The organism is Providencia sp. PROV076 (genome assembly GCF_028483405.1).
In the GTDB taxonomy this organism is placed as follows: Bacteria; Pseudomonadota; Gammaproteobacteria; order Enterobacterales; family Enterobacteriaceae; genus Providencia; species Providencia huaxiensis.
In genome coordinates this window covers 159981-183783 of sequence record NZ_JAMPRR010000011.1, presented here as the reverse complement: position 1 = coordinate 183783, position 23803 = coordinate 159981, and the positions used below count along the sequence as shown (strand labels likewise).

32 protein-coding genes and 1 pseudogene are annotated in these 23803 nt (G+C 39.2%); 9 read left to right on the top strand and 24 right to left on the bottom strand.

The window, feature by feature from the left end; all coding sequences use genetic code 11:
• Positions 1–103 precede the first annotated feature (103 nt).
• The 16 genes and pseudogenes from PSF67_RS08470 to PSF67_RS08395 all read right to left on the bottom strand — a co-directional run bounded on the left by PSF67_RS08470 (position 104) and on the right by PSF67_RS08395 (position 7959).
• Entirely contained in the window at positions 104–427 is a 324-nt protein-coding gene (locus tag PSF67_RS08470; protein ID WP_272676769.1) for a hypothetical protein, read from the bottom strand.
• Between the two features lie 64 nt (positions 428–491).
• Positions 492–1544 (bottom strand): DNA-methyltransferase, encoded by a 1053-nt coding sequence (locus PSF67_RS08465; RefSeq protein WP_272676768.1) that lies wholly within the window; start codon positions 1542–1544, stop codon positions 492–494.
• Between the two features lie 131 nt (positions 1545–1675).
• Positions 1676–1879, bottom strand: coding sequence for a TrmB family transcriptional regulator (locus PSF67_RS08460; RefSeq protein WP_272676767.1), 204 nt, complete (start codon positions 1877–1879; stop codon positions 1676–1678).
• 183 nt (positions 1880–2062) lie between these two features.
• Positions 2063–2728: a bacteriophage antitermination protein Q gene (locus PSF67_RS08455; RefSeq protein WP_272676766.1), complete on the bottom strand. Its 666-nt coding sequence runs from the start codon at positions 2726–2728 to the stop codon at positions 2063–2065.
• Positions 2729–2750: 22 nt separating this feature from the next.
• Positions 2751–3101 (bottom strand): annotated as a pseudogene (locus PSF67_RS08450) (DUF968 domain-containing protein); the annotation flags it as partial.
• 184 nt (positions 3102–3285) lie between these two features.
• Positions 3286–3963, bottom strand: coding sequence for a phage antirepressor KilAC domain-containing protein (locus tag PSF67_RS08445; protein WP_272676765.1), 678 nt, complete (start codon positions 3961–3963; stop codon positions 3286–3288).
• Positions 3964–3981: 18 nt separating this feature from the next.
• Positions 3982–4365, bottom strand: coding sequence for a RusA family crossover junction endodeoxyribonuclease (locus PSF67_RS08440; RefSeq protein ID WP_272676764.1), 384 nt, complete (start codon positions 4363–4365; stop codon positions 3982–3984).
• A complete protein-coding gene (locus PSF67_RS08435; RefSeq protein ID WP_272676763.1) occupies positions 4358–4540 on the bottom strand; it encodes a hypothetical protein in 183 nt (60 codons plus the stop codon). Before PSF67_RS08435 ends, PSF67_RS08440 begins: the two co-directional genes overlap by 8 nt.
• Positions 4537–4845: a hypothetical protein gene (locus PSF67_RS08430; protein ID WP_272676762.1), complete on the bottom strand. Its 309-nt coding sequence runs from the start codon at positions 4843–4845 to the stop codon at positions 4537–4539. The genes PSF67_RS08435 and PSF67_RS08430 overlap by 4 nt, the downstream gene beginning before the upstream one ends.
• A 77-nt stretch (positions 4846–4922) precedes the next feature.
• Entirely contained in the window at positions 4923–5480 is a 558-nt protein-coding gene (locus PSF67_RS08425) for a phage N-6-adenine-methyltransferase (RefSeq protein WP_272676761.1), read from the bottom strand.
• A complete protein-coding gene (locus PSF67_RS08420) occupies positions 5480–5725 on the bottom strand; it encodes a hypothetical protein (protein WP_272676794.1) in 246 nt (81 codons plus the stop codon). Before PSF67_RS08420 ends, PSF67_RS08425 begins: the two co-directional genes overlap by 1 nt.
• A complete protein-coding gene (locus PSF67_RS08415; RefSeq protein WP_272676760.1) occupies positions 5725–6786 on the bottom strand; it encodes a conserved phage C-terminal domain-containing protein in 1062 nt (353 codons plus the stop codon). The genes PSF67_RS08420 and PSF67_RS08415 overlap by 1 nt, the downstream gene beginning before the upstream one ends.
• Positions 6783–6965 carry a DUF4222 domain-containing protein gene (locus PSF67_RS08410; protein WP_272676759.1) on the bottom strand — a complete coding sequence of 61 codons (183 nt, stop codon included), beginning with the start codon at positions 6963–6965 and terminating at the stop codon, positions 6783–6785. The genes PSF67_RS08415 and PSF67_RS08410 overlap by 4 nt, the downstream gene beginning before the upstream one ends.
• A complete protein-coding gene (locus PSF67_RS08405) occupies positions 6955–7167 on the bottom strand; it encodes a hypothetical protein (RefSeq protein ID WP_272676758.1) in 213 nt (70 codons plus the stop codon). The genes PSF67_RS08410 and PSF67_RS08405 overlap by 11 nt, the downstream gene beginning before the upstream one ends.
• Positions 7168–7247: 80 nt before the next feature.
• Entirely contained in the window at positions 7248–7709 is a 462-nt protein-coding gene (locus PSF67_RS08400; RefSeq protein WP_272676757.1) for a YmfL family putative regulatory protein, read from the bottom strand.
• 40 nt (positions 7710–7749) lie between these two features.
• Positions 7750–7959, bottom strand: coding sequence for a helix-turn-helix domain-containing protein (locus PSF67_RS08395; protein WP_272676756.1), 210 nt, complete (start codon positions 7957–7959; stop codon positions 7750–7752).
• A 97-nt stretch (positions 7960–8056) separates the two neighbouring features.
• Here PSF67_RS08395 and PSF67_RS08390 point away from each other — a divergent pair, with 97 nt between their 5' ends.
• From PSF67_RS08390 to PSF67_RS08360, 7 genes are all read left to right on the top strand, one after another.
• Positions 8057–8746, top strand: coding sequence for an XRE family transcriptional regulator (locus PSF67_RS08390; RefSeq protein WP_272676755.1), 690 nt, complete (start codon positions 8057–8059; stop codon positions 8744–8746).
• Between the two features lie 143 nt (positions 8747–8889).
• Positions 8890–9120 (top strand): hypothetical protein, encoded by a 231-nt coding sequence (locus PSF67_RS08385; RefSeq protein ID WP_272676754.1) that lies wholly within the window; start codon positions 8890–8892, stop codon positions 9118–9120.
• Between the two features lie 17 nt (positions 9121–9137).
• Entirely contained in the window at positions 9138–9518 is a 381-nt protein-coding gene (locus PSF67_RS08380; RefSeq protein WP_272676753.1) for a hypothetical protein, read from the top strand.
• A 166-nt stretch (positions 9519–9684) separates the two neighbouring features.
• Positions 9685–9870, top strand: coding sequence for a carbon storage regulator CsrA (gene csrA / locus PSF67_RS08375; RefSeq protein ID WP_272676752.1), 186 nt, complete (start codon positions 9685–9687; stop codon positions 9868–9870).
• Positions 9871–10027: 157 nt separating this feature from the next.
• Positions 10028–10942, top strand: a complete 915-nt coding sequence (gene rdgC / locus PSF67_RS08370) for a recombination-associated protein RdgC (protein ID WP_272676751.1) — start codon at positions 10028–10030, stop codon at positions 10940–10942.
• A 79-nt stretch (positions 10943–11021) separates the two neighbouring features.
• Positions 11022–11738, top strand: a complete 717-nt coding sequence (locus PSF67_RS08365) for a hypothetical protein (RefSeq protein ID WP_336313783.1) — start codon at positions 11022–11024, stop codon at positions 11736–11738.
• A 68-nt stretch (positions 11739–11806) separates the two neighbouring features.
• The gene (locus PSF67_RS08360) at positions 11807–12058 is read left to right on the top strand and encodes a pyocin activator PrtN family protein (protein WP_272676750.1); all 252 of its coding nucleotides are present in this window, start codon (positions 11807–11809) and stop codon (positions 12056–12058) included.
• A 234-nt stretch (positions 12059–12292) separates the two neighbouring features.
• On the opposite strand, the gene PSF67_RS08355 is transcribed toward PSF67_RS08360, so the two are convergent.
• The 3 genes from PSF67_RS08355 to PSF67_RS08345 form a co-directional block, all read right to left on the bottom strand.
• Positions 12293–14737 carry a hypothetical protein gene (locus PSF67_RS08355; RefSeq protein WP_272676749.1) on the bottom strand — a complete coding sequence of 815 codons (2445 nt, stop codon included), beginning with the start codon at positions 14735–14737 and terminating at the stop codon, positions 12293–12295.
• A gap of 465 nt (positions 14738–15202) precedes the next feature.
• Entirely contained in the window at positions 15203–15829 is a 627-nt protein-coding gene (gene ycaC / locus PSF67_RS08350; RefSeq protein ID WP_004260919.1) for an isochorismate family cysteine hydrolase YcaC, read from the bottom strand.
• Positions 15830–15966: 137 nt separating this feature from the next.
• Positions 15967–16176 (bottom strand): YdgH/BhsA/McbA-like domain containing protein, encoded by a 210-nt coding sequence (locus PSF67_RS08345; protein ID WP_272676748.1) that lies wholly within the window; start codon positions 16174–16176, stop codon positions 15967–15969.
• 243 nt (positions 16177–16419) lie between these two features.
• Here PSF67_RS08345 and cbrC point away from each other — a divergent pair, with 243 nt between their 5' ends.
• A complete protein-coding gene (gene cbrC / locus PSF67_RS08340) occupies positions 16420–17007 on the top strand; it encodes a PF03691 family colicin E2 tolerance protein CbrC (protein ID WP_102139112.1) in 588 nt (195 codons plus the stop codon).
• Positions 17008–17208: 201 nt separating this feature from the next.
• Here the strand turns inward: cbrC and PSF67_RS08335 are convergent, their stop codons facing one another.
• The 4 genes from PSF67_RS08335 to PSF67_RS08320 form a co-directional block, all read right to left on the bottom strand.
• Positions 17209–17682 carry a DUF6882 domain-containing protein gene (locus PSF67_RS08335; protein ID WP_206275887.1) on the bottom strand — a complete coding sequence of 158 codons (474 nt, stop codon included), beginning with the start codon at positions 17680–17682 and terminating at the stop codon, positions 17209–17211.
• Positions 17683–17685: 3 nt separating this feature from the next.
• On the bottom strand, positions 17686–18621 hold the full coding sequence (uriH, locus tag PSF67_RS08330; protein WP_102139114.1) for a uridine-preferring nucleoside hydrolase UriH: 936 nt from the start codon (positions 18619–18621) through the stop codon (positions 17686–17688).
• Positions 18622–18719: 98 nt separating this feature from the next.
• Positions 18720–20879, bottom strand: coding sequence for an ornithine decarboxylase (locus tag PSF67_RS08325; protein ID WP_272676747.1), 2160 nt, complete (start codon positions 20877–20879; stop codon positions 18720–18722).
• Between the two features lie 272 nt (positions 20880–21151).
• On the bottom strand, positions 21152–22171 hold the full coding sequence (locus tag PSF67_RS08320) for a mechanosensitive ion channel family protein (RefSeq protein WP_102139116.1): 1020 nt from the start codon (positions 22169–22171) through the stop codon (positions 21152–21154).
• 143 nt (positions 22172–22314) lie between these two features.
• On the opposite strand from PSF67_RS08320, the gene PSF67_RS08315 reads away from it, so the two are divergent.
• On the top strand, positions 22315–22722 hold the full coding sequence (locus PSF67_RS08315; RefSeq protein ID WP_102139117.1) for a DUF2750 domain-containing protein: 408 nt from the start codon (positions 22315–22317) through the stop codon (positions 22720–22722).
• Between the two features lie 31 nt (positions 22723–22753).
• Here the strand turns inward: PSF67_RS08315 and PSF67_RS08310 are convergent, their stop codons facing one another.
• Positions 22754–23770 (bottom strand): aldose 1-epimerase family protein, encoded by a 1017-nt coding sequence (locus PSF67_RS08310; RefSeq protein ID WP_166267293.1) that lies wholly within the window; start codon positions 23768–23770, stop codon positions 22754–22756.
• Positions 23771–23803: the final 33 nt, after the last annotated feature.

The window sequence follows — 23803 nt, the reverse complement described above, 5'->3', positions numbered from 1 at the left end:
ACGCAATACGCAGCCTTGAAATCAGTTGTTCGGAATAACCGAATATGTGAATCGAACTATCCGGAAATACCGGATGGTTCAACCTGTAAGGATTACTTACAAGTTAACTTTTATGCTCTGCAGTGGAATGATCACACCGTTTGCATATGCAGCAATGACGATTTTTAAATCGTTCACCATCAAACTTGTCGATCAAGTTATCAATATCGGGTAAAAGCGCCCATGCAATATAAAAGTCATGAGGTGTCATTTCAGTTCCAGCAAAGGGATAAATACCGATATAACAATCATCACCCTCTTTATCTACTTCTATTGTTCCCGTATGCCAACCATCACAGGGGTTAATAACAATAACATCTCGATTATCCATATCTGCTGTTGGTAATTCGCTAGCGGGTCTAAATACTAGATCTGTAGGTATTTGCATGATGGGCCTCAACGAAAAATGAATGCCTGATTTAGCTCAGGCAAGCTGTTGTTCGCCACTACAACTATTGTCGCGGTTTATTCTGCTCTATCTCTAACTTTGTTTGTTCGAAACGTTCAGTTTCCAACTCAACGCCAATAACACGACGATTAAGTTTTAATGCTGCTTTTATTGTGGAGCCAGAGCCCATGAAGAAATCGGCGACAACATCACCCTCTCGGCTACTACTATTGATAATGTGTTCCATCATTACGGATGGCTTTTCACAAGGATGTTTTCCGGGGTAATACTGCACTGGTGGATAAGTCCAAACATCCGTATAAGGAACATCGACGGTCACAGTGAAAGGGCGACGTAATAATTGATATTGCTCAGCTAATTCATGATATTCACGCCTTAATGTTGCTTGCTGCATCAACAGATCAGCGTGTTCACGATCTAACGGGTTATTACTTAATTTTTCCTCAGCAACGCGCTTGAATAAATTTTGAAGCTTCAAATAATCCGTTTCACTCGGTAGCTGCCACTGGCTATAACCAAACCAATGCGAAGCCATTTGCTTACCTGTTGCTTTGTGGATCTCTTTTGCTGTTATCCCTAACGAATCACGGGCTTGCTTGAAATATTCAATTAATGGCTTAAGAATATTTTCTTTAAGTTCACGGCATTGTTGCAGGTATTCACTACTTTTTCCTTTGTAAGGACTTTGGTAATGCCCTGCAAATATGATGCGTTCTGTGCTTGGAAAGAAACTACGTAGGTCAGACTTACACGCTCGGCGCCACGGCCCTGACGGTTTAGCCCAAATGATATGATTTAAAACATCGAACCTTTCGCGAACCAATAATTCTGTATCAGCCGCCAGCTTAGATCCACAAAACATATAAAGACTACCATTTGGCTTCAAAACCCGCCAAAACTCGGCAAGCATTTCATCAAGCCACGATAAATAAGCAGTGACATTTTCCCACTGATTATCCCAACTACAGTTTTTAACTTGGAAATATGGCGGGTCTGTTGCGATTAGGTCAATACAATTGTCCGGAAGTGTCTTTATATAGCTGAGTGAGTCATCATTGACTAAATTTATACTGTTTAAAATTACAGTGTTTTTCATAGATCAGGAGAACCTTTTTTGATAAGCTCACCTAGCTTTACGCGTATAAGCGGTGGGCCTTGGTTTATCCGTGATCGTCGTTACGGGTAAATGGCTGGTGGAGTGCGTCAACACCCACTAGCCGCCCATTTTCACAGTTGAATATTTTGAAATGTATTTTCTTTGATATTTTCTTTGACTAACCCAGCTATTGCTAACTGCGTTAATATCAACTGACAGCGTGGTTGTGTTAGCCCTGTGACTTGTGAAACCTCACCTGCTGTCACCGCCTCAGTATATGGGGTAGCCTCAAAAATAATTCTTGCTTCTTGTGTTATATCACTCTGTTTTAACATGATATTTTAAAACCTTTGGTCAGTTATTATGCATAACTATACATGTAACTCTGACCAGGAATAACAGCAAGTCTTATGTGGATTTCAGGCACAAAAAAACCTCGACTAGCGAGGTTATATACAATTTTGGCAACATACCAAATTAGTGTTAAATATGGCTCATTTTGTTCGGTTTTGCAAGTATTATGATGTTAAATTGCAAGAACGTGATTCATTTCTAATATTAGAAACTGACAATAAAACCTCACGATCTACTCGTTCAACAATAGAAACCAACATAGTCCAATGATCACGATATATTTCTGACCATGTTGACTTGCTGACACCGACTAATTTTGCCAACGCTGTATCTGTATATTTTTCAAATGTTAATATTTCACCAAACCTAGATGCTGTATCTTGTGCAGCCAACCATACCAATTGCATTAATCTCGCCGTTACCTTTTTGGTGATCCGCTTCCCTGATAGCTCCGCTTTAAACTGCTCCCACACATAATTACAGATTTCTATTTGATGGTTGTAATTCAGGTCATATGCATAACAGTACAGCAACCATGATTTATGAGCTTCATCTAGTCTATTAACCGCACGGCGCCACGAACTAAGACAAAATGTTATTTCTTCTATTGGTGGCATCGGTGACTTGCTTATTCGTGTTTCAGTACATTTCACAGGCTCAGACTCACGCATTGCCCCTGTACTGTCACGCATTTTATTTCTTTTGAATCGACTCGTTCTTACTAATGCTGCACCTTGAAACGCATCTAATTGCCCTTTTGTCCCTCCGTGAATATTGGCTAATGCTAGTGTTACATTTGCTCGAAGATACTCTAAATATTGATAATTCATTCTGTTATCTCCCACTACCGCATTAACCAAATACACCTAGAGCCACGGATCGGTCTAGAAATTTAAATAATAAAACTATTTGGCTTCCATGCTCTATTTCCCACCCCTTTTGATCATCATGTAGGTTTCTATGATGAACTCTACACAGTGGAATAGTGAATAAATCATGCGACTTAGTACCAATCCCACCCTGACCATAACCGATAATATGATGAGCATCATCAGCCGTGGCACCACATACACAGCAAGGCTGAGATTTAACCCACTGTAGATATTTATCATTTATCCAGCGCTTAAGTTTTGGCTTTAGCATGAAACTAGCTGGTGGCTCAGGATCTACTGTTAAATTTAATACCTGCTTTATTTCCTCGATACCACTCAACTCGTCGCTGAGGAATGATTGAGGAAGAGATATAGGCCCTATCGGTTTATCACTTAATGATTCCGGTACCGGGATAATCAACATACGACCAGAAAAATTTTGTAACGCCGACACTCCTGGTCTAAATATAACTAAACCTAAGTCTGGTACCGTATTCGCTGTGAGTATTGAAGCTTTATGCATACGCTTTGTGCTCCATCCATTCGCCAGCTATCCAATTGACTCCCTTGGCTGTGAATCGGGCTTGCGAAAATGAGTAAGCTGTTTCTTTTGTTACACCTGTTTTCATTTCAAAGCGCCCAGCATCAATGTGCTGCTGGTATGGAGTTAAAATATTATTCAGTCGATATGCAATTTTGTTATCGAGCAAAAAGCATCTAAAGTCATTTTCTTTTGCTCCCAGCAACTTACATACTTGTCTAAAAGTCATTGACCCTGTTGCTTGAACGTAGCGATCAACAAAATCCACCTTAGGTGCTGCTTCTATCAATTTTGATTCTAACTGCTGATTTTCCTCGGCTAAATCAGCTGCCAGCCTTAATGCTTCTGGCAATGTTTGTGGTAATGCGTTTCGGTTTTCCAACTCTTGCCAGCGATCCACCAGCCTCGCTGTAAATTCAGGCATTAATTGAGCAACAACAATAATGCTATCGCGCTTACCTTTTTCACCTGAAAATAAATAAAATGATACCGGTCTCCCCTCTGTAGGCTTCTCCCCCATTGGGGGTAAAGCTATTACACCGCGCTTTGCAAGGCGTTCTATTGATTGCTTTACTTTGTCATGCCGTGATTCGACTAATTCAGAAATTTCTAAACTCGTCACTGTTAGATCTTTTACTGATAACTTGTTCATATATTTACTCCCACTTATTTACGCAACCGCATTTGCGCTTTCATGTAAGCTGATCGTAATTTCGAACCGACCGCCCTTTACTACCTCGCACCATTCGATTTCTGCACGCTTTACTTGGTCATCATCTTTCCAGACGTTTGCATGTGTCAGAGCATCGAATGGTGCTTTCAAATAGTTGTCGATATCTCTCCTATGGTTTGTGGGTGGGTACATCTTCACAATAACTGATACATCAGCAGTGATTGCAATTGGCCGCTTGCGTAGCTGCTCATACACTGCAGCTATAGCGTTAGCTCTGAACTTGCGACCATTTTCACTAATCAGGGTCTTTTTCCCAACGTGGCGCCAGTATGTGTTTACACTAGGCGGGACCGGCAGAATAAAAGTGATTGGATTAGACATTGGCTACCACCTCGTTCCATATTTTTACGGCTTCTAGCTTGTCATTTATCGCTGGACCGTTGGCGCCACAACCGTGACAATAAACATAAAACCAAGTGCGATACTCAAGCGTTTCGATGTGCAGATCCTCGCTACCACACTTGCACTGGCGAATTTCAGGCATCTCGTCTTTCATGCTCTAACTCCCGCCAGCAAGGCATCAAAGCGTTTTACTAAAGCCAGCAAAAATTCATCATCATTCAATGGGGTGTTTATATCCGTCTTTAGCTGATCCAAGATTTGCTCACTGTTGTCTGATACTCGATACAAATCATTTTCGCATTGATAAATAAGACCGTATTTCAGCAACGATTTAATTCGTGTTGTTGCACCTGAGCGCCCATTCATAGCCATTTCGATAAAGAGATCATCACGATTAAATGCTCTACCTTTAAAAATCGTTATAACTTCTCGATACCGCCTTATTTGTTTAGGTTGCATGTTGCCCCTCGACTCAGTAACCACTTCGCTTGCTCTATGAATGCTTTCCCGCGCTGTTCTAAATCTTCACGATTGATTTAATCAAATGCTTTGCCAGTCCACGTTTTATCGAAAACAACTATTGCCCCAGCGAAGAATGCCCCGGTTGGCTTTTGTTTTTCATCAGCGGGGATAAACCACTTCGGAACGTCAAAACCAATGCGACCACGGATAAAGCAAATGTGATCCGCATTCTCAGGCCACCAAACTTCACTGGTTGCAGCTTTCAGTAAAAAGACATATCTACCACCTAGCTCACGCATCGCTGAAGCGTGAGACATAATGTGACGAACACCTGTAATGGCCTGTTTTTCATGATATGAGGGTCTTGAATACGGAGGGTTACCAAACGCCACGCCGCCGATTTCTTTTAGCTTTTCTGACCAATTCTGAGTTAATGCATTATCTTCCGCAGTGTAGAAATTAGGAGCTTTGCTGTTTTCGCCATCAGTGAATAGATCTAGGGTAAATGGGCCATAAATTGAATTAATGCCGTATACTAGATTTTCGGGAGATTGCCACTGATCTCCAATTTCTTTCAGTTCATGGGCTGGCTTGGCTTTGAGTTCATTAAGCTTTGCAACGTATTCACTCATCAGATAACCCCTCGCTGCTGGTGGTGCTTAGTAAACTCACGGACAAATTCATAACGCTGCTGGACATTGAAACTGTCAGCATGACAATTCAAGTGTTTGAACTTTCTGCACATAACCAAAAAATATCTGTCCGCATTCCAAAAAGAACGTAATTCACGAATAGCCCACCAGCGGCGAAGTTGATGCAACATGGCGACAATGCCAAAAACATTAGTGCCGTAGATTTTTTTAGCTTCACTGCGCATCACGCTGTCACCTCTCTCGCTGCTTGTTCGGTTGCTTGCTTCCAAATACTGATCCACATTTGTCGTCCTTGAAATTCTTTCGCTGTTCTAATTCCGGTCTTACCCGCTAACTCACTCGCAATTTCCTCGATTCGGCTTTGTGGCTTCAAACGGGAACCAATGATGCGAGTGAATGCCTCATCGCGCTGAACTGTGTCGATACTCACAGCCACTTCACCCGGCTTTAACCACTTTCCGTTAGCACATACAGGACGCCCAGCTTCATTCCATTTCTGAGCCTTTTCGAAATACTCCATGCAGTTCTCAGGGCTAAATAATGTTTTTGGACGCAGGTAATCACTCATTTTTGAGTCATTCATCCACTTAGCCGTGATGTAGTCAGTCACAAGGATTAAATCATCTGAGGTGTAATTTTCAGCTAGACGGGCTCTAATATGGCCCATAGTAGTTTTGCCATCGCGATAACTTGAATTAGTGACTTTGTTGAAATGTTCTAAAACAATTTGTGCGTGGTCTGGCTCAGCATGAGCCGGACAAAAAGAGTTACTCTCTGTTGTAATCTCTTGAGTATTCTCTGTAGTACTCTCTGTAAGATCAGGGCAATTTGACCCATTCGATGAGGTCATTTTGGTAGTGTTCGAACGTTTCATTTTGCGCTTATCGATAAGGTCATTTTGACCTGTTCGAGAGGCTTCGGCTGAACTGTTCGATGGGTTCAATTTGACCTCATCGGACAACAACGCATGTTCATAATTTATAGAGTAATAATTAGTGCGGTCATGCGTGCGCTTATTGATTTGTTCAATATTTAATACGCCTAATTTTTTTAAATTGTTAAATGCACGCTTAATTGTGGATTCAGAAAAATACGGGAATTGTTCACGCCATTCTTCAACAGTGTTATATACCCAGCGTCTACCGTCATGATCGACACCTGACGAGGTTTCCGAGAGCCAGTATTGAACTTGCTGAAGCAATAATGCCTCATTCAAGCCCAAGCGTACCGCCAGCTCTGGTATAACGATTTGAGGGCGTGTTTTAAGTAGTAACAGGCTGCTCATTCCATCACCCTTGTGAATTCATCTTTAAATTTGTACAAAGGGGCGAAGCATTCATGTTCATAACCGTCACGCAGGTATATGACCCACTGTTTTTCTCGGTCATAACGTATGACACGAACACGAATACCGCGCTTATCCAGATACAACCGATTAAGATTATTTGGATCTTCATTGGACACTGACCTCACTCCCACAAAGAAAGTAAAAATTAGACCATTGCTCTTCTAGCTTTTTCCGGTCATCTACCAATTGTGGTACCGCTTGGTAGTTGCCCAATTCATCAGCTGACGTTATGATCTCTACATATTGAATTGAGCCACCTTTAGAAGTCAGCAAACACTTAAATTGCTTTCTTGGCTGTAACTGATTTAAACTGTTCATAGCGTTCATTACTCCACACTTTGTTTTGACGCTCGGCGCTCGGGACCGCATATCCTGAGCGCCACCCTCTCTTAGTGAAATCATGGTTTCTCAGCCCTATATACCGTTTTAAACGACTCTAAAAATCCTTTTGAATACGAAAATATTTCACCTAAATCCCTCTCCATTGCCCTTAGCTTTTCATCCGTTGCAAAACCAGCAGCAACACACTTTTGCATCAATGCATAAAGCGAACCGTACTTAGCATCTAAATTCATCCGAATCTCGAATAAATCCACCTTATCTAAAGGTTCTGCCTTGATTTTTTCCGCTTCAATTTGATTACGCTTGCCCTTGAGATATTCAAATAACAATGCTGTTCCTGATAATGTCTCCATTTCCTCTAGTTCTTGAAGTTCAAAGAAGCGACAGCCATTTTTTTCATATAACTTGTTGTTAAATGTGTTTTCTGACATACCTAATGCGCCAGCCATTCCTGCACGTCCGTTCGTATATCCTTTGCACATTCCTTTAACAACTTCTCTAAGTGTTTGATTGCACATATCTACAATTCCTTTTTTTTCTGGTAGTTAAACTTGATAATTAATTTTGATATCTTTCTGGATAGAGGATTTCCATCTCGGAAATTTCTCCATTAAAAAAAACTGATAGCTTCTCTGCCGTTTCAAGTGATGTTTTTTGAAGGCCTCGCTCAATACGACTCAGGCTTGCGGTATCAATACTCACCGCTTTTGCTATCTCTGTTAATGTTATTTTTTGCATTTTCCGCAAGACGCGTAGTTTTGTTTGCATATAACCCCCTTAATTTGCGTAATTTGCATAATATTTCAAATATAGAATTTGCGCAACTTACTTTGCATAATTCGCAAAAAACATTTGTAATTAAGAGATGAACATAGGAAACCGAATTAGAGCCATTAGAATGGCTAAAAAAATCACAATATCAGACTTGGCGGACGCTATTGGCAGTGATCCGGGTAATGTCTCGCGTATTGAAACAGGCAAGCAAAAGTCGTTTACAGAACAATTACTAACGAAAATATCTAGCGCCTTATCAGTTTCTGTTGTTGATTTATTTTCAGATGAGTTAGATTATACTGTATATAAAAACAGTGAATTGGAATCTAACGGTATGCGTGAAAGCACATTTAAAGTTGAGTTGCTTGATGTAAACGCAAGTGCTGGCCCCGGATGTAATGCTATTAGTGAAGTAGTTGATGTAATTCACTCAATCGAATACGAAACAGAACAAGCCAAACTAATGTTTGGTTCCAGAATGGCTTCGACTGTAAAGGTTATCAATGCTAAGGGCGATAGTATGTCAGGGACAATTGAGCCCGGTGACCTTATTTTTGTTGATATATCTATTAATCATATTGATAGTGATGGTATCTACGTATTCTCTTTTGATGGAAATATACACGTTAAACGGTTGCAAGTTGTACCAGATAAAATAATGGTGCTGTCCGATAACCCGAGATATACCAGTTGGGAAATTAATGGCAATAACGAGCATCGATTATGCATTCATGGAAAAGTCCTTATTAGTCAGACTCAAGCTTTTAGACGTCATTCATAGAAACCACACGAGATTTTAAGAAACCCAGATGATTCTGGGTTTTTTTATGCCCACAAAAAATAATTGCAAATAACGCAAATTTTAAGTTGCATATAACGCAAATCAAATATACATTAAATGCAACAACGCAAAGGAGGGTAAACATGCAACTCAATTCAAACGAACCAATTGTTACATTTAGCATGCCAATGTCGCAGGAAGATGCTCAAGAATGGATTCTAAAAAAAGCAGCTGAATTAAAAACACTTGAATTTCTTAAAGATAAACAAACTCAACTTGAACAAGATAAGGCCGAACTGCAGCGCAAGATTGAAAAACTTGATGATGACATCTTCGATCAGCAGGAACGCTGTAAAGTCACCATCAGCGCCTAATTCGTGAGGTATTCAGGATGAAAGTCACTGTAATAGATGAGCAAAATATTGATATTCGCTGGGAGTTCAGGCAAGAACCAAAAAGCGGACGTATGGCAGTTAAATGGCTAAAGGACAGAACGCAGGAACAAATTATTACCGCCCTTCAGCAAGCATTAGAAGAAGCAATTGGTCAACGACTAATGACCGACTCTTTTGCCAGCAATGAATTAATCACTATTGATAAAAAGCTATTTAAAGAGCTTCTTCATCTGGCTTTCAAGGTCCCGAATTTCCTTAGTGAACTTTGTGCTGTCAATATTGATTCGAGTACCACAGGGACAGTTGAAGCTACGATTACTCTTGATCCAAGCGATTTTTTTCTTCGTCTTTCTACCGCAATTAGGACATGCGGGTAATTCTAGTTCGTGATTATCGAATACGGACATGATCTATTCCTTATTGTATGTAGGGGAATGTAAATCATAACTCAAATATTGTTGTAGGGGTACAGCAATACCACAGCAGCCTGATGTGGCTAAATAATCAGGCACTAATTTTAATGTGGAGTATTGAGAGGGAATCATGCTTATTTTAACTCGTCGAGTTGGTGAAACACTCATGGCTGGTGATGAAATTAAATTTACTGTTTTAGGTGTTCGAGGAAATCAAGTCCGGATCGGTGTTGAAGCACCAAAGAATGTGGCTGTGCATCGCGAAGAAATTCATAAACGTATTCAAGCTGAAAAAAACACCAGTGATAGCAAGTAGTTATTAATAGTTTTGGCGGCGTCGTGCCGCCTATTTTTCTAAATATAAACAAGGCCACTGATTTCATGTCAGTCCATACGGGTAAATATGTACTTAATTAATATCAGTGGTCTTATTTATATTGTGGATTTAATGAAAAATTAATGAGGGTTATCTCATGAGCGTTTTTAATGTAAAAAGCTTGGTTATATATCGCCTTACTCGTGATATTGATTTAAGTAATATTGAAGAACAGTTATCACATTTAAAATACGAGCCTTGTGGTTCTCTGGACATGTCGCAATTTGGTTTTATTCCACCACTAGGCATCGGTAAATCGGATTGCTTAACTCATCAAGTTAACAACCAAATGTTAATCTCTCTTTTTAAAGAAGAAAAAATATTACCAACGCCAGTTATTAATGATGCATTAAATAAAAAGGTGAGAAAATTAGAAGCGGATCAAGGTAGGACGCTAAAGAAAACCGAGCGTCAAGCCATTAAAGATGAAGTGATTCACGAGTTACTACCTCGCGCGTTCTCTAAATATGCCCGCTTCGATGTATGGGTGAATATTGCTGATGGTTTTATTGCTGCGCTAGTTTCGTCTCCTCGCCGCGCAGAGGATTGTTTCGCAATGATCCGTAAATCCATTGGCTCTTTGCCCGTTGTTCCATTAACAGTACAAGACCCAATTGAGTTAACACTAACTGAATGGGTTAGAAGTGGGCAATTACCAAAAGGCTTTGTTTTTGGTGAGCAATCAGAAATGAAAGCCATTCTTGAAGAGGGTGGAATTGCTAAATATTCAAAACAAGATTTAGTCTCTGATGAAATTCAGTCAAATATTGAAGCGGGTAAGCTGGTAACTAAATTATCATTGAACTATGAGGACAGAATCACCTTCTGTATTAATGATAGTTTTATTCTTTCCAAAATTAAATTTGATTCTGCATTTTTAGAAACTAATGATGATATTGGAATGGAAGATTACAACCAACGCTTTGACGCTGATTTCTTCTTAATTACTTCAGAGTTAAATATTTTAATAAAAGCATTAATTGATTCACTTGGCAAAGAAGCCAAGCTTTAAATAATTTATCCAACACCTAGAAATTTAATTCTCTTTATTAAGAGACAGACTCTTATTATCTAAATTTTGTGGAGTAATTATGTCTTATATCTCAACTTTTACTGGCAAGCATTTCGACTTCATTAATATCTGTGCGGAAGATATTTCTATCGAAGATATTGCACAAGGCTTATCTAACGAATGTCGCTTTGCTGGTCAAATTGACTCTTTCTATTCTGTGGCTAAACACTCTGTTTATGTTAGCCAGCTTGTACCGCCTGAGTACGCGTTAGAAGCATTATTGCATGATGCCGCTGAGGCTTATTGCCGTGACCTGCCAACGCCATTAAAAGCATTGCTGCCGGAATATAAAGCAATCGAAAAGACTATTCAGTCTATTATTTGCGATAAATGGAACTTGCCAACAGTGATTAGTGATGTTGTTCACTATGCGGACCTGACAATGCTTGCAACAGAACGCCGTGATTTAGATGTGGATGGTGATAACCAATGGCCTATTCTTGAAGGGATCCCATCAAGCGACCTGATCACTGTAAACCCAATGCTGCCAGTCCAAGCAAGGGCTATGTTTATTCATCGCTATAACCAGCTTACGGGGATTACTCCTGAGTATGATGCCGATCTAAAGCTTGAAGAAATCTACGGTTATGGCGCTTATGGGAAAATCTTCAACGATAAGAAAAATCGATTCTACGATGGAGCTTCTATTCAAACATCACGAGTAATCAATATCGATACTTATCTTGCTGATGGATATATCCAGACAGTTAATTCAGTTTACAGAATTGTTGTGTGAGGTTAAATCGTACCGAGTATTTGTGGTTGAACTATTGAATCTGTATGCGGAAGATAGTGGAGATAAATATGAACACAGTGTTTTTACTTATGGCTGAATTTGAAACCTCACAAATACCCCTTTCAGTTGTCGCTGAAAAGTTTCTAAATCTAACGCCATCATATGCAGATAAAAAAGCGGCCCTATGTGAACTACCATTTCCTACTTATCGGAATGAAAAAAGCCAAAAAGCTCCAAGGATGGTTCACGTTGCAGACTTGGCTGAATGGATTGATAATGAGAGGAAAAACTCAAAAAAAGAATTTCTTTCGCTGCAATAAGGTCTTAACCTAGTAAAGGTGTTAGGCTAAAAACACTTTTTTTTCAAAGGATTAATCTATTTAAGTAGAACCTGTTCACATAAAAAGAAAAAAAACTTTACTGTAAATAAAATTCCATGTATCTTAGGAGTCCTATTTAAGCTATTAGATTTTAATTTTTTGGCCTGAATGGAACAATAACTTATGGGAATGAATTAAAAAAAGCAGCCTTTTTTAGGCTGCTTTTTTTATATCCTAATTTAACAAATTATTTTTATTCAGATACTCTTTAACTTGTGCAAAACTAGATGTCTGCTCAAGACATAATTCTTCAAAGTTAAAATAAGATGGAGCATTACTAAACTCCTTCCATAGCTTAATTAGATAGTCTCTGAATATATTTGCTCTTATATATCTATCTTTAATATCTAATGATGAAATGTTAATTGATAATTTTTCTCTAACTTCCGGTAGCAAAATAGGAGTATCAAATACCATAGCATCTAAATATACAAAATTACCAATCCATTTTTTTATATGATAAGCGCCTATTGTTGTAATTCTAAGTTTATCAGGCATATTACCAATTAATGATTTATCTTCATCCTCTTCAAAAGTAACTCTCAATGAAGTTTCTATTAATTTTCTATTGGTAGATTTGCGTAACCCATTGTCAATTTGCTTGGGTGTGAAGCCGCTATTTTGCATTTCACTCACAATTGAATCATATCTACAGAATCCATTATTATCCAAGTGTTCACCTTGACACTCTAAATATGATATTATCAAAGGAATTAGAAAATGCTCTTTTGGATCAGGGGTGCTTAAATCTAAAACATTCATTGAATAAGATGTTTCTTGGCTATAATGAGAGTAGTCACCCAATAAAGCTTGCTTGGTAAATTCATGCAATGGAATAATATACTCTTTCCCTCTTTCTTCTATATCAAGAATTTTTTCGGCATCAATATTAGGTGATCCTATAAATCCAGTCACAAACTCAATTATACGCCTAATATTACCACCGGTTATATTAGATAGAAATTCATTTATATCCCTATTTTTTGATAAAGATCTAATTAGAATGGTAAGAAATATGACTAAACTCTCTGAAGTTATACTCCCTTGTGTTGGTAATAAACTTTCCTCCCCTTTAGCAAGTTTCACAGCATATCTAAGTCTTTTAGATATCATTTCATCTACTCTTGGAGGTGATATAGTGAAAATTTTATGAGGGTATGCATTTAACGCACCAGAATTTTTCGATTTATAAAATGTTTGAGGCCTAACAGATAAAAATACTATAGAGCTCCATTCTTTTGCTAATTCTTGAGATATAATGAAAGCATCTTGTTGAACATCAAAATTTCTCTGATCAGCATTATCAATGCAAATTATTATCTGTTTCCTTTGTTCTCTACTAATAAACTCAGTTGATAGTTTAATGTGCTCGCGTTCATTTGATTGATATTTCTCAAGCAATTCAATTAATTTATCTTGATATTTTTCAGGGTTAGTTTCTTTGTAGTCACCATAAATTCCCGATTCAAATCTCTTTATTTCCTTTTGATAAAGACGCTTTATGAATTTAGCTTCATCTATATCAACACTATAATTTTCATAAAGCTGTTTTTTAATTTCTGACAAGGTTAGTTTTTTAATATCAGTATCTAGAGTTGCTTTTGCACCTAAATCAATATAAACATATATAGAGTTTTTAAACTCTTTATATGCACTATTAAATATTAAATTTTTAATAAAAGATGTTTTTCCTACTCCTACATCTCCAACTAAAACTATTGGACGTCTAGCTACTGCATCAGAAAAAATACTTTCATCTAAATTATTTTTATTTTTTTCATTTACTGGACTAATAAATGGTTGCTCATCAGTTTCAGAAAATATTGAAGCATATCTTGAATTTAATATTTTTTTGCTTAAAAGAGAATATTGGTTCAAAGGACCACTTTCACAGTAACATTGCTTATAAAATGATATCTCTAGGTTAGAATCTTCAGTTGCGTCTAGTAAAAAAAATTCGGATAAACTTCTTAACGTTGACTGAAGCTTACTTGAATATCTAATTTTAGGGTAATCAATAAGTTGTTGGGATAATTTAGAAGGTAATCTAATATCACCAACTGTTAATTGCCTCATTAATTTATTATCGTCAATTCCTTCGATAGATAAACATCCCCAAAACAATGGAAAGTTATCTAAAATATCTTTTAATGAAGTAAAAACTAATGCCTGACCATCAAAAACATTAACTCCGTCAGTTCTACTCGAAATAAATGTAATATATTGATGGCCATTAGTAATTATTGAAATTGGTACACCACGATTGGAGCTATATTTTTGTGCTTGCTCCATGGCAATTTTTATATCTTTGCTTGTTAATAATAATGATGGTATATCAATTGTATTTTTAATACTCCTACCTGGTGGAATTTCAAAGCTAACCCCTTCTCTCTTAGCTTCAACGATTACTTTTCTAGGGTTACCTAATTCAAAATCAGTAAAACCATTACCACTTTCATATTGCTCTACCTGTATGCAACCATTCCAATTTAAGCACTCCTTCAAAATAATATCAATAATATGGAATCTTGTTTGTGCTTCATTACGTTCAATACCTTCGTTACCAACAGTATTAATTAATTCCTGTAATATCTCTTTTGATTGACTTAACGTGTTCATAGCCATCCCATTGTACTATTTGCTGATACATTCATAAATATCATTAATATATCAGCAAATATGGTTTATAACTACCTAAGTTAAATCATTATTTGCACTAAATAATAGCTATTGAAAGCAAAGGGGACACCAATAGCACACCATAAAATTATAACTTACTGATATTTAATTACAGTGCATCCCATCGAGCATCGGCGCAACGGAAAATCGGTTTAGGTTGGTGTAGCCTTGTTTTGAGGTATTTTGATGCATGGTGGTCTTGTGTATTGAAATCAAATGGATAGCCCCAAAAAGTAAGGAGCCAAGCAAAAACAGCAGGCTATTATAGCATAGAGCGAACTAAGTGCGATGATGACGAAAACGAGCGGCTGAACTCAGCTAATTTAACGAAATAACCCCCGATATGAGCAATGTCATATCGAGGATTTCCAAACCAATTATGTCATTTTAATATTCAGTCACACACTATTTTTTCGCAGAAAGCAGTGCATAGCTGGTCATTAAGTTACGATAATCAGGGATATGGTTTGAGAACAACGTACCTAACCCTTCCACATCATTGCGCCAATCACGGTGTAATTCACAAGCGGCACCAAACCAGCTCATCAATTGGGCCCCTGCTTTTGACATTCTATCCCACGCGGCATCACGTGTGATCGGGTTAAATGTACCTGAAGCATCAGTAATAACAAAAACTTCATAGCCTTCTTCTAAGGCTGATAATGCAGGGAATGCCACACACACTTCTGTCACAACACCGGCAATAATCAACTGTTTTTTACCTGTCGCTTTGACAGCTTTGACGAACTCTTCGTTATCCCATGCATTGATTTGGCCTGGGCGGGCAATGAAAGGGGCATCAGGAAAAGTTTCTTTTAACTCAGGTACTAACGGGCCATTAGGACCATCTTCAAAAGATGTCGTCAAAATAGTCGGCAAGTTAAAATACTTGGCAAGATCCGCTAACGCTAACACGCTATTCTTGAATTTATCGGGGTCTTGGTCGCGAACCAGTGATAATAAACCCGTTTGATGGTCAACAAGTAATACAGCGGCATTATCTTTATCTAGGCGGTTATATTTGAAACTCATATCAACGACTCCTCAATAGTTAGAAAAGTACTCTATGTGGGTTCAGATAAAACAAAAGTGGTATTTAGTCTGCTTATTGCACCTAAAAAACCACTTTTCATCAAAAATATTTCAACAAGATGAATTCACACAATTCGTTATTTAGTTTCTGCGCTCATTGTGACAAAATTTCCCATACGAGCACTGGTAATTGTATAGCTATCCGCACCGGCGGCTTTAGCTTTAGCTGCAATTTTTGCTTCTGTTGAAGCCAGCGTATCACCTGTTGCAGTGATTGTTGCTGCTGATGCACCAAATGCGACTAAAGATAATACAGAAGCTGCCATCAAAGTTTTTAACATGTTCATAATCCAATTCCTTCACTTTTTATTCGATGAGACAACCCTTGTTGTCTGCGATGAAGGTATCATATCGACAATGTTATTTAGGTTAAAGCTAATAATATCGCTCAACTCATTCAAATTAACTGAACAATTTGCTTTATCTGAAACTCACCATGGAATAAAACCGAAAGATATAATCAAGCAGCCTTGTGGTATGCTTTCCCAAAGTTGGTTTACTTCTCGCGCAACCTTTAATAGGAACTGTATATGCCACTCAATAACCGAACACTCCCTACATTTAGGTACCACCCGGATCCTATTGAAACTGAAGCTTTTCTGACGGATAAAACAGTAACCTGTGATTGTTGTAAGCAACCTACTGATATTTATTATGAAAGCCCGTTTTATTCTATTGAGGACATTGATGCTTTGTGTCCTTGGTGTATTGCCGATGGTTCTGCCAGTGCAAAATTTGATGGTGAGTTTCAAGACCCTGCCAGTGTTGAAGGTATTGATTGCGAATATGACGAAGACGGCGAGTTTTCACATACCATAACCCCCTATCCTACTGAAATGTTTGATGAACTAATTAAACGAACACCGGGCTATCAAGGGTGGCAACAAGAAATTTGGCTCGCACACTGCCAAGAGCCTTGTGAATTCATAGGCTATGTTTACTGGGATGACATCAAAGATAAACTCGATGAATTTGTTTCCCTTGAAAATGATATCGCTGATTATGGTTTTTCAATTTCAGAGCTCGCGAATATTCTCCATCAAGATAGCGCTGCTCAAGGTTATTTATTTCGTTGTTTACATTGCAAAAAACTACGTTTGCATTTTGATTTTAGCTAATTTATACCAACTAAATCGCGTGAAGAGGCTTATCTTCACGCACTCATCTTCAACTATTCATCAGTTCAATAATTTGCTCAGCTAATTCTGGCGTCGCGGCTGATAGCAAACTCCTCATTGAAAAAACTGAGTATAACGGACAGGTTATAGAATAAAGGCACTAAAATGCCTTATCGACCAGAGATAAAGCACCAATACAACCTAAATTTGTTGGAGAGACACCTCACCAAATGTCATAAATATCAAAGTATGCCCCGCAATCCCACGATATACCCCTTGCTGGCTATTGAGTTCGCAAGCCAATGCCGTTAATTGCCATGCGTCATATTCTTCAATGTGACTAATTCGGGCGGTTAATAATGCGTTGTCTTTCCGCTCGCCATAAGCTTTCACCACAATTGCATCTTGGGTTAAAGCGCTGTCGATAGAACTGTTTGCCCAGCTCCACATCCAACTGCCTTGGCTTTGGTCATAAGTACCAACAATTTGAACTGGCGCTGTTGCCATTATATTGTCAGGCGCATGAAAAATAATGGTTCCTTCGTCTTGGTTCACGGACCAATCGGCTTCATCTAATTTCCATGTATCACAATGAAATTGGTTTTTGGCCTGTAACGCATTCATACTGCGTTCAATTAATGCCTCATAAGGCATCTGTTCTATTTCATTATCCATTTATTACCCAATATTTTTTAATGCATTGATAATCAACTGCCAAAATTTATGATGGTCTAACTTAACCGCGACTTGAGTATGGCAATTTTCAGGCGCTGGATGACGGAAATCAGCCACTGTCATGCCTAGCGTGTGCGTTCCTGTCAGCTCAATATTCACAGGCACTTTTTGCGTAGTCATTACTGTCGGATCAATGACATAGGCAACCGCACAAGGGTCGTGCACTGGCGGAGCATCAAAGCCTTGAGCTTGCTTGTACATTTTCCCAAAGAAATCCAATAATTCGATGACAAATTGCGAACAATCACTGCCAATCGCAGCAATTTCTTTCACAACATCAGGGGTTGCTAGCGCTTGATGGGTAAGATCTAACCCCACCATGGTTAGTGGCCACTTTTCATTGAAAACAATATGAGCCGCTTCTGGGTCAATTTTAATATTAAACTCAGCTACCGCACTCCAATTCCCAACATGGTAGCCCCCGCCCATCAGCACCACCTCTTTAACTCGCTCGACAATGCGCGGTTCAAGACGAGCCGCAAGCGCAATATTGGTTAATGCACCAGTAGGAACTAAAGTCACTGTTTTAGGAGGATGAGACATAATCGTTTCGATAATCAGCGAAACCGCATGCCGTTCATCAAGCGTCAATGTGGGCGTTGGTAATACAGGCCCATCGAGACCTGATTCCCCATGAATATCAGGTGCGACTTCAATTTCCCGAACTAAGGGGCGAACCGAACCCGCGGCAAATGGAACACCGGTGATCTTCGCCATTTCAGCGATAGCCAATGCATTATGAGTGACTTTTTCAAGGGTTTGATTGCCGGCAACGGTTGTTACCGCCAATAATTCAATGTCAGGGTTACCATAGGCCAGTAATAACGCGATAGCATCGTCATGGCCGGGATCACAATCGAGGATTATTTTTTTGCTCATACCTTACCTTCTTAAAGTTGGAGTCAGAAATGGCACTGACCCCAATTTAACGAGCTAGCAAGGCAAAATCTATGCTTAATATCTGAATACTTGGAAATTTATTTCAAAACATGCGCATAGACACGTTTTTTCTCACCTTCATTTTTCGAAATATAAACACCTTGTAGCTCAGGTGCAAAGCCCGGTAATGCATTAATCCCTGTTTCTAGTGCTTTGAAATAGCGCAATACTGGGCCAGACCACACTTCCCCTGGCACCACACACAGCACACCCGGTGGGTACGGTAGCGCACCTTCAACCGCAATACGCCCTTCTAATTCATCTAACGGCAATAATTCACAATTACCACGAATAAATTCTAAGTGTGCTTGCTGAGGCGCCATTTTTACTTCAGGGAAGTGATTTTTACGGAACATCTCTTTTTGCAGCTGTTTAATGTTGTCATTAACGCTGAGCTGATGCATTTCTTGGCACAGGCGACGCAATGTGTAGCCTTGGTAATGTGCTTGATAACGCTGATAAACCGATGGCAAAACCTCTTCCAATAGTGCGTCTTCATCCAGTAACTGTTCGAAACGGACTAAATGAGAGACTAACAGCTCCAGTTTTTCACGGGTTTCTGCGGGAGTTAACAAAAACAAAATTGAATTTAAGTCACACTTTTCAGGGATCACTCCGTGTTCACGTAAAAAATGCGCCAAAATCGTCGCAGGAACGCCAAAAGTTTCATATTCGCCACTTTCGACATCAATACCCGGGGTCGTTAGCATCAATTTGCAGGGGTCAACGAAGTATTGGTCCTGTGCATAGCCATCAAATGCATGCCAACGTTCTTGCGGTATGAAATTAAAGAAGCGCTGCTGCGCAGCGATTTGTTCCGTTGGGTATTCATGCCATGCCTTGCCATCCACCACTTCAGGAACAAAGGGTTTAAAATAACGGCAGTGCTGAAATATCGATTTTCTTACCTCAATCCCCACTTTCACGCAGTCCATCCACATCATTTTACCTGCATCACCTTGGTGAATACGTGCATTCACATCCAAAGAGGCAAACAAGGGATAAAATGGGCTAGTAGAGGCGTGCATCATAAAAGCATTGTTGAGTTTTTTGTGTGATACAAAACGCTCTTGTCCCTTGATATGATTATCTTTTTTATGAATTTGTGACGCTTGAGAAAACCCGGCCAGCTGTTTATGAACTGACTGAGTGACCATAATACCTGGGTCGTTTTCATTTAATTCAAGTAGCAATGGCGAGCACTGACGCATCATTGGAATAAATTGTTCATACCCCACCCACGCAGAATCAAATAAAATGTAGTCACATAAATGACCTATTTTATCAACGACTTGCCTTGCGTTATACACCGTACCGTCATAAGTTCCAAGTTGGATCACGGCTAAGCGAAATGGTCGTTTAGCTTGAGCTTTTTCAGGCATCACTTCTTGAATAAGTTCACGTAGATAACTTTCGACAAAGCAGTGCGCATCAATACCACCAATAAAACCAAAAGGATTACGTGCCGTCTCTAGGTAGACTGGTGTTGCCCCCGCCTGTATTAACGCCCCATGGTGGTTTGATTTATGATTGTTGCGATCGAATAAAACTAAATCGCCCAGTGTTAATAGCGCATTTAGCACCACTTTATTGGATGATGAGGTACCATTTAACACAAAATAAGTTTTGTCCGCATTGAACACTTTCGCGGCGAATTTTTGTGCCTCTTTCGCGGCACCTTCGTGGATCAATAAATCGCCCATTGCCACATCGGCATTGCATAAATCGGTACGAAACAGGTTTTCACCATAAAACTGATAAAATTGTTCCCCTGTAGGGTGGCGACGGAAAAATTGGCCGCCCTGGTGCCCCGGACAGGCGAAAGTCACATTATGGCCCGCAGCATAATCCATCATTCGAGCAAAAAATGGCGGTAATAACTGCTCAAGGTACTGATCCGCAGCATCGAGCAATTGACGGCTATTTTCTTCACGGGCAGCTGGAGCTGGCGGTAATAACGCCGTTAAATAAGGTGGTAAATTTCCATCGGTTGGCAGCTGTTTATCACTGATGATAAACAGCGGAATACTCAGCTGGCTCTCAACGACTCTTTCCCACAGCCCTTGGTTGGCATCTTGTTCAGATAGCACGACAGCGGCAATATTGTTTAACTGTGCATCGCGAATATCTACCCACTGAAATTGATTAGTGAAATAGATTGCGACCCCCTGGCTACATGCCACATTGATTTTGTTCATAGCAGTCTGGCTCTTAGTTAGCTGAGGAAAAGAGGCGGACAATATACTTGATAGATCAGGGAATTGAAATGATTAGCATGGTAAGAAAAGAGGGCAAGATTTGGAAAGTCGAATATATTTTATAAGCCACTGGTTAATAGCATAAAAATTCTATCTCATCACAACCTACTTCCCCACACTTCAGGCCATCATAAAGATAATAAAAAGATAAATTAACCAATTAACCCGGTGATCACCACCAATTAATCGGCCAATTTATCTGTAATGGGACGTTAGTTGTTTTTTTCCACATACAACGTTTGTGATGGGAATGCGAAGTCCGCATCGTGGCGTTTAACTATCTCAATGATCTTCAAATACACCGCTTGCTGCGCGGCTAACCATTCAGCCCAAACTGTTGTTTTGGTAAAGCAATACACCATAATATTTAACGAAGAGTCAGCAAAAGCATCGAAATACACTAATAGAGTTTGGCTGGTATCGATATTGGCATCTTGCTGTAACATCGTACGGATATCGTCGACAATCGCTCCAATTTTATCTGAATCTTCGTAACGTAAACCAATTTCAGTTTTGATGCGTCGGTTAGTCATGCGCCCTGGGTTTTCCACACTAATAGAAGAAAAAACCGAGTTAGGAATGTATAGCGGGCGGTGGTCAAACGTAATAATTTTGGTGATCCGCCAACCAATTTCAACCACCGTGCCTTCGATATTTCTATCCGGTGAACTGACCCAATCGCCAATATTAAAGGGGCGGTCAAAATAGAGCATTATCCCTGAGAAAAAGTTACTTAGGATGTCTTTACCTGCCATACCGATAGCAATACCGCCAATTCCACCAAACGCCATCAAACCAGACAGGCTCATCCCAAAATGCTCACCAAACAGCAGTACCATAATGACAAATATTGCGGTTTTAAATACACGGGCGATAATACGAGCCGAAGTGGGGTCACTGCCTTTTTTAATCTGAGCTTTTTCTAGTCGGTTCGCTAATTGAAACAGTTTTCGCATTAAAATCAATGCAATCAATGTAATAGTGATAAAATTAACTAAAGAGGTTGAAATAAAAGTTAAATCAAAATCAGAGGCAGCCATATCGACATACTGAGCAATAACGATAACTACGCCACACAGCACTAGGGTTTGAACCACATGGATCAAAATACTTTTGCGCTTATGTTTATGCTTACGCCGTTTATGTACAATCTCAAAAACTAAATAGATTGCGAGAAAAGTCGCAATTAAGGTCATGCCAATGGCATATTTCTCAAGTAATGCTTCTATCATTTCTAACCGCCCTAAAATTTACCTGATAGATCTTATTTTTATTTGTTTTACTGTGTATTGTTTTTCGTTACTTTGCCATTAAGATAACAATTATAAAGATAATTTTCCTAATAATTATCAGTTACTTTTTAAAATATCCAATAATGAATAACAACCAGTTTTCCCCAAATGACAAAGAAATAAAAAATGTCCATGCGCTTAGGCCATACCAGCAGTATACCTATTTTGTCGGTAAAATCGCTGATTGGGAGCAGGTATGGGGCCTTGGAGATGGGCAAAATATTGTTACCGCATGGAATGATGAAAAATGTCTTTTTCTACCCCTATGGCCTGCCAAAGCGTATGTTGAGTTGTGTTTAACGGATAAATGGGCAAATTTTACGCCAATGCTATTTACCCTTGAACACCTGATGACAGAAATTTTGCCTGATATGCATGAAGCAAATATTAAGGTTGCTTTGATGATGCAATCTGATGGGAAAAAAACACTGATTTATGATGCTGCGGCGCTTCTTGCTGATTTGGAAGAAGAATGTCAGCAATATAAGTAAAAGGCAGCAACGCTGCCTTTTTGAGATAAAACTACTTTTCAACACCGGTAGTGACAGTAAATTCACGGGTTTGCCCCGCCTCCAACCAAATCAGTGTTTGGCTATTTTTTGCCGCAAGGAAACCTTCTGGACGACACGTTGCGGGGAGAACAAATGCGCCAACTTTTTGGTCACCATTATACAAAATCCAACGGGTCGCATAATTTAGCTCATTAGATTTGAAACGAGTGACAAACGTATCTCCTGTAGACGAAGTCATCCTAAACTCAGGCGTTGCGGTATATTGGCTAAGGTCATCCATAAAAAATACAATTTCAGGGTCACACATTTGTGGCTGATTAAGCTGATTTAATGTGACTTTACCGGATTTCAGCGCTTCATTAAATTCGAGCCATTTTTCAGTTGGCTGAACATGCCCCGGTATTGATTCACGCAATTTAATCGCATTTTCAGGGATATTTTGCGTCAGTGTTGCATTCTCCACGTAAGCATAATTCATATGGCACATATATTGGAGAGGCATAGGAACCGATGCTAAATTAGTGACTGACATATGAATATCAAATAAAGCACTGTCTGAGTTTAATTGCACTGACGGTGTCGCACGATAATGATGACCAAAACCCATCACATACTCATATTCGCCAACAACTCTTAAACTTTCGCCAGTCAGTTCAAGCCAAGCGCTATCCATTGCTGCGCAAGGCATTTCCCCATGTAATGGATGTGAATCTTCTGGTGAAGGGCAACCATTGCTGATTAAACCTGAATGGAATGCAAAGCAACCGTAGGTTTCAACGACCGTTGGAACACGTTTTGGCGCTGAAAACATATTTTCCATTTTCAGATTTTGGCCACAAAATTGTGCATCCCAAATCATTTGTCCTAAAAAAGGTAAAATCGTTAAATACCCTTGCTGATTTTCAATTCGTAGCCCTTCCACGCCAGTTTGGTAACGAAATGCAGTGGCCGTAAACTGGTTATTTTTTAGAATAAGCGTCGGGTTTTCCGTAAATAAGCTTTTGTGAAGAGGTATCAATGTATTCATTTTCATACTCACGGTTTAATGAGATAAATGGAA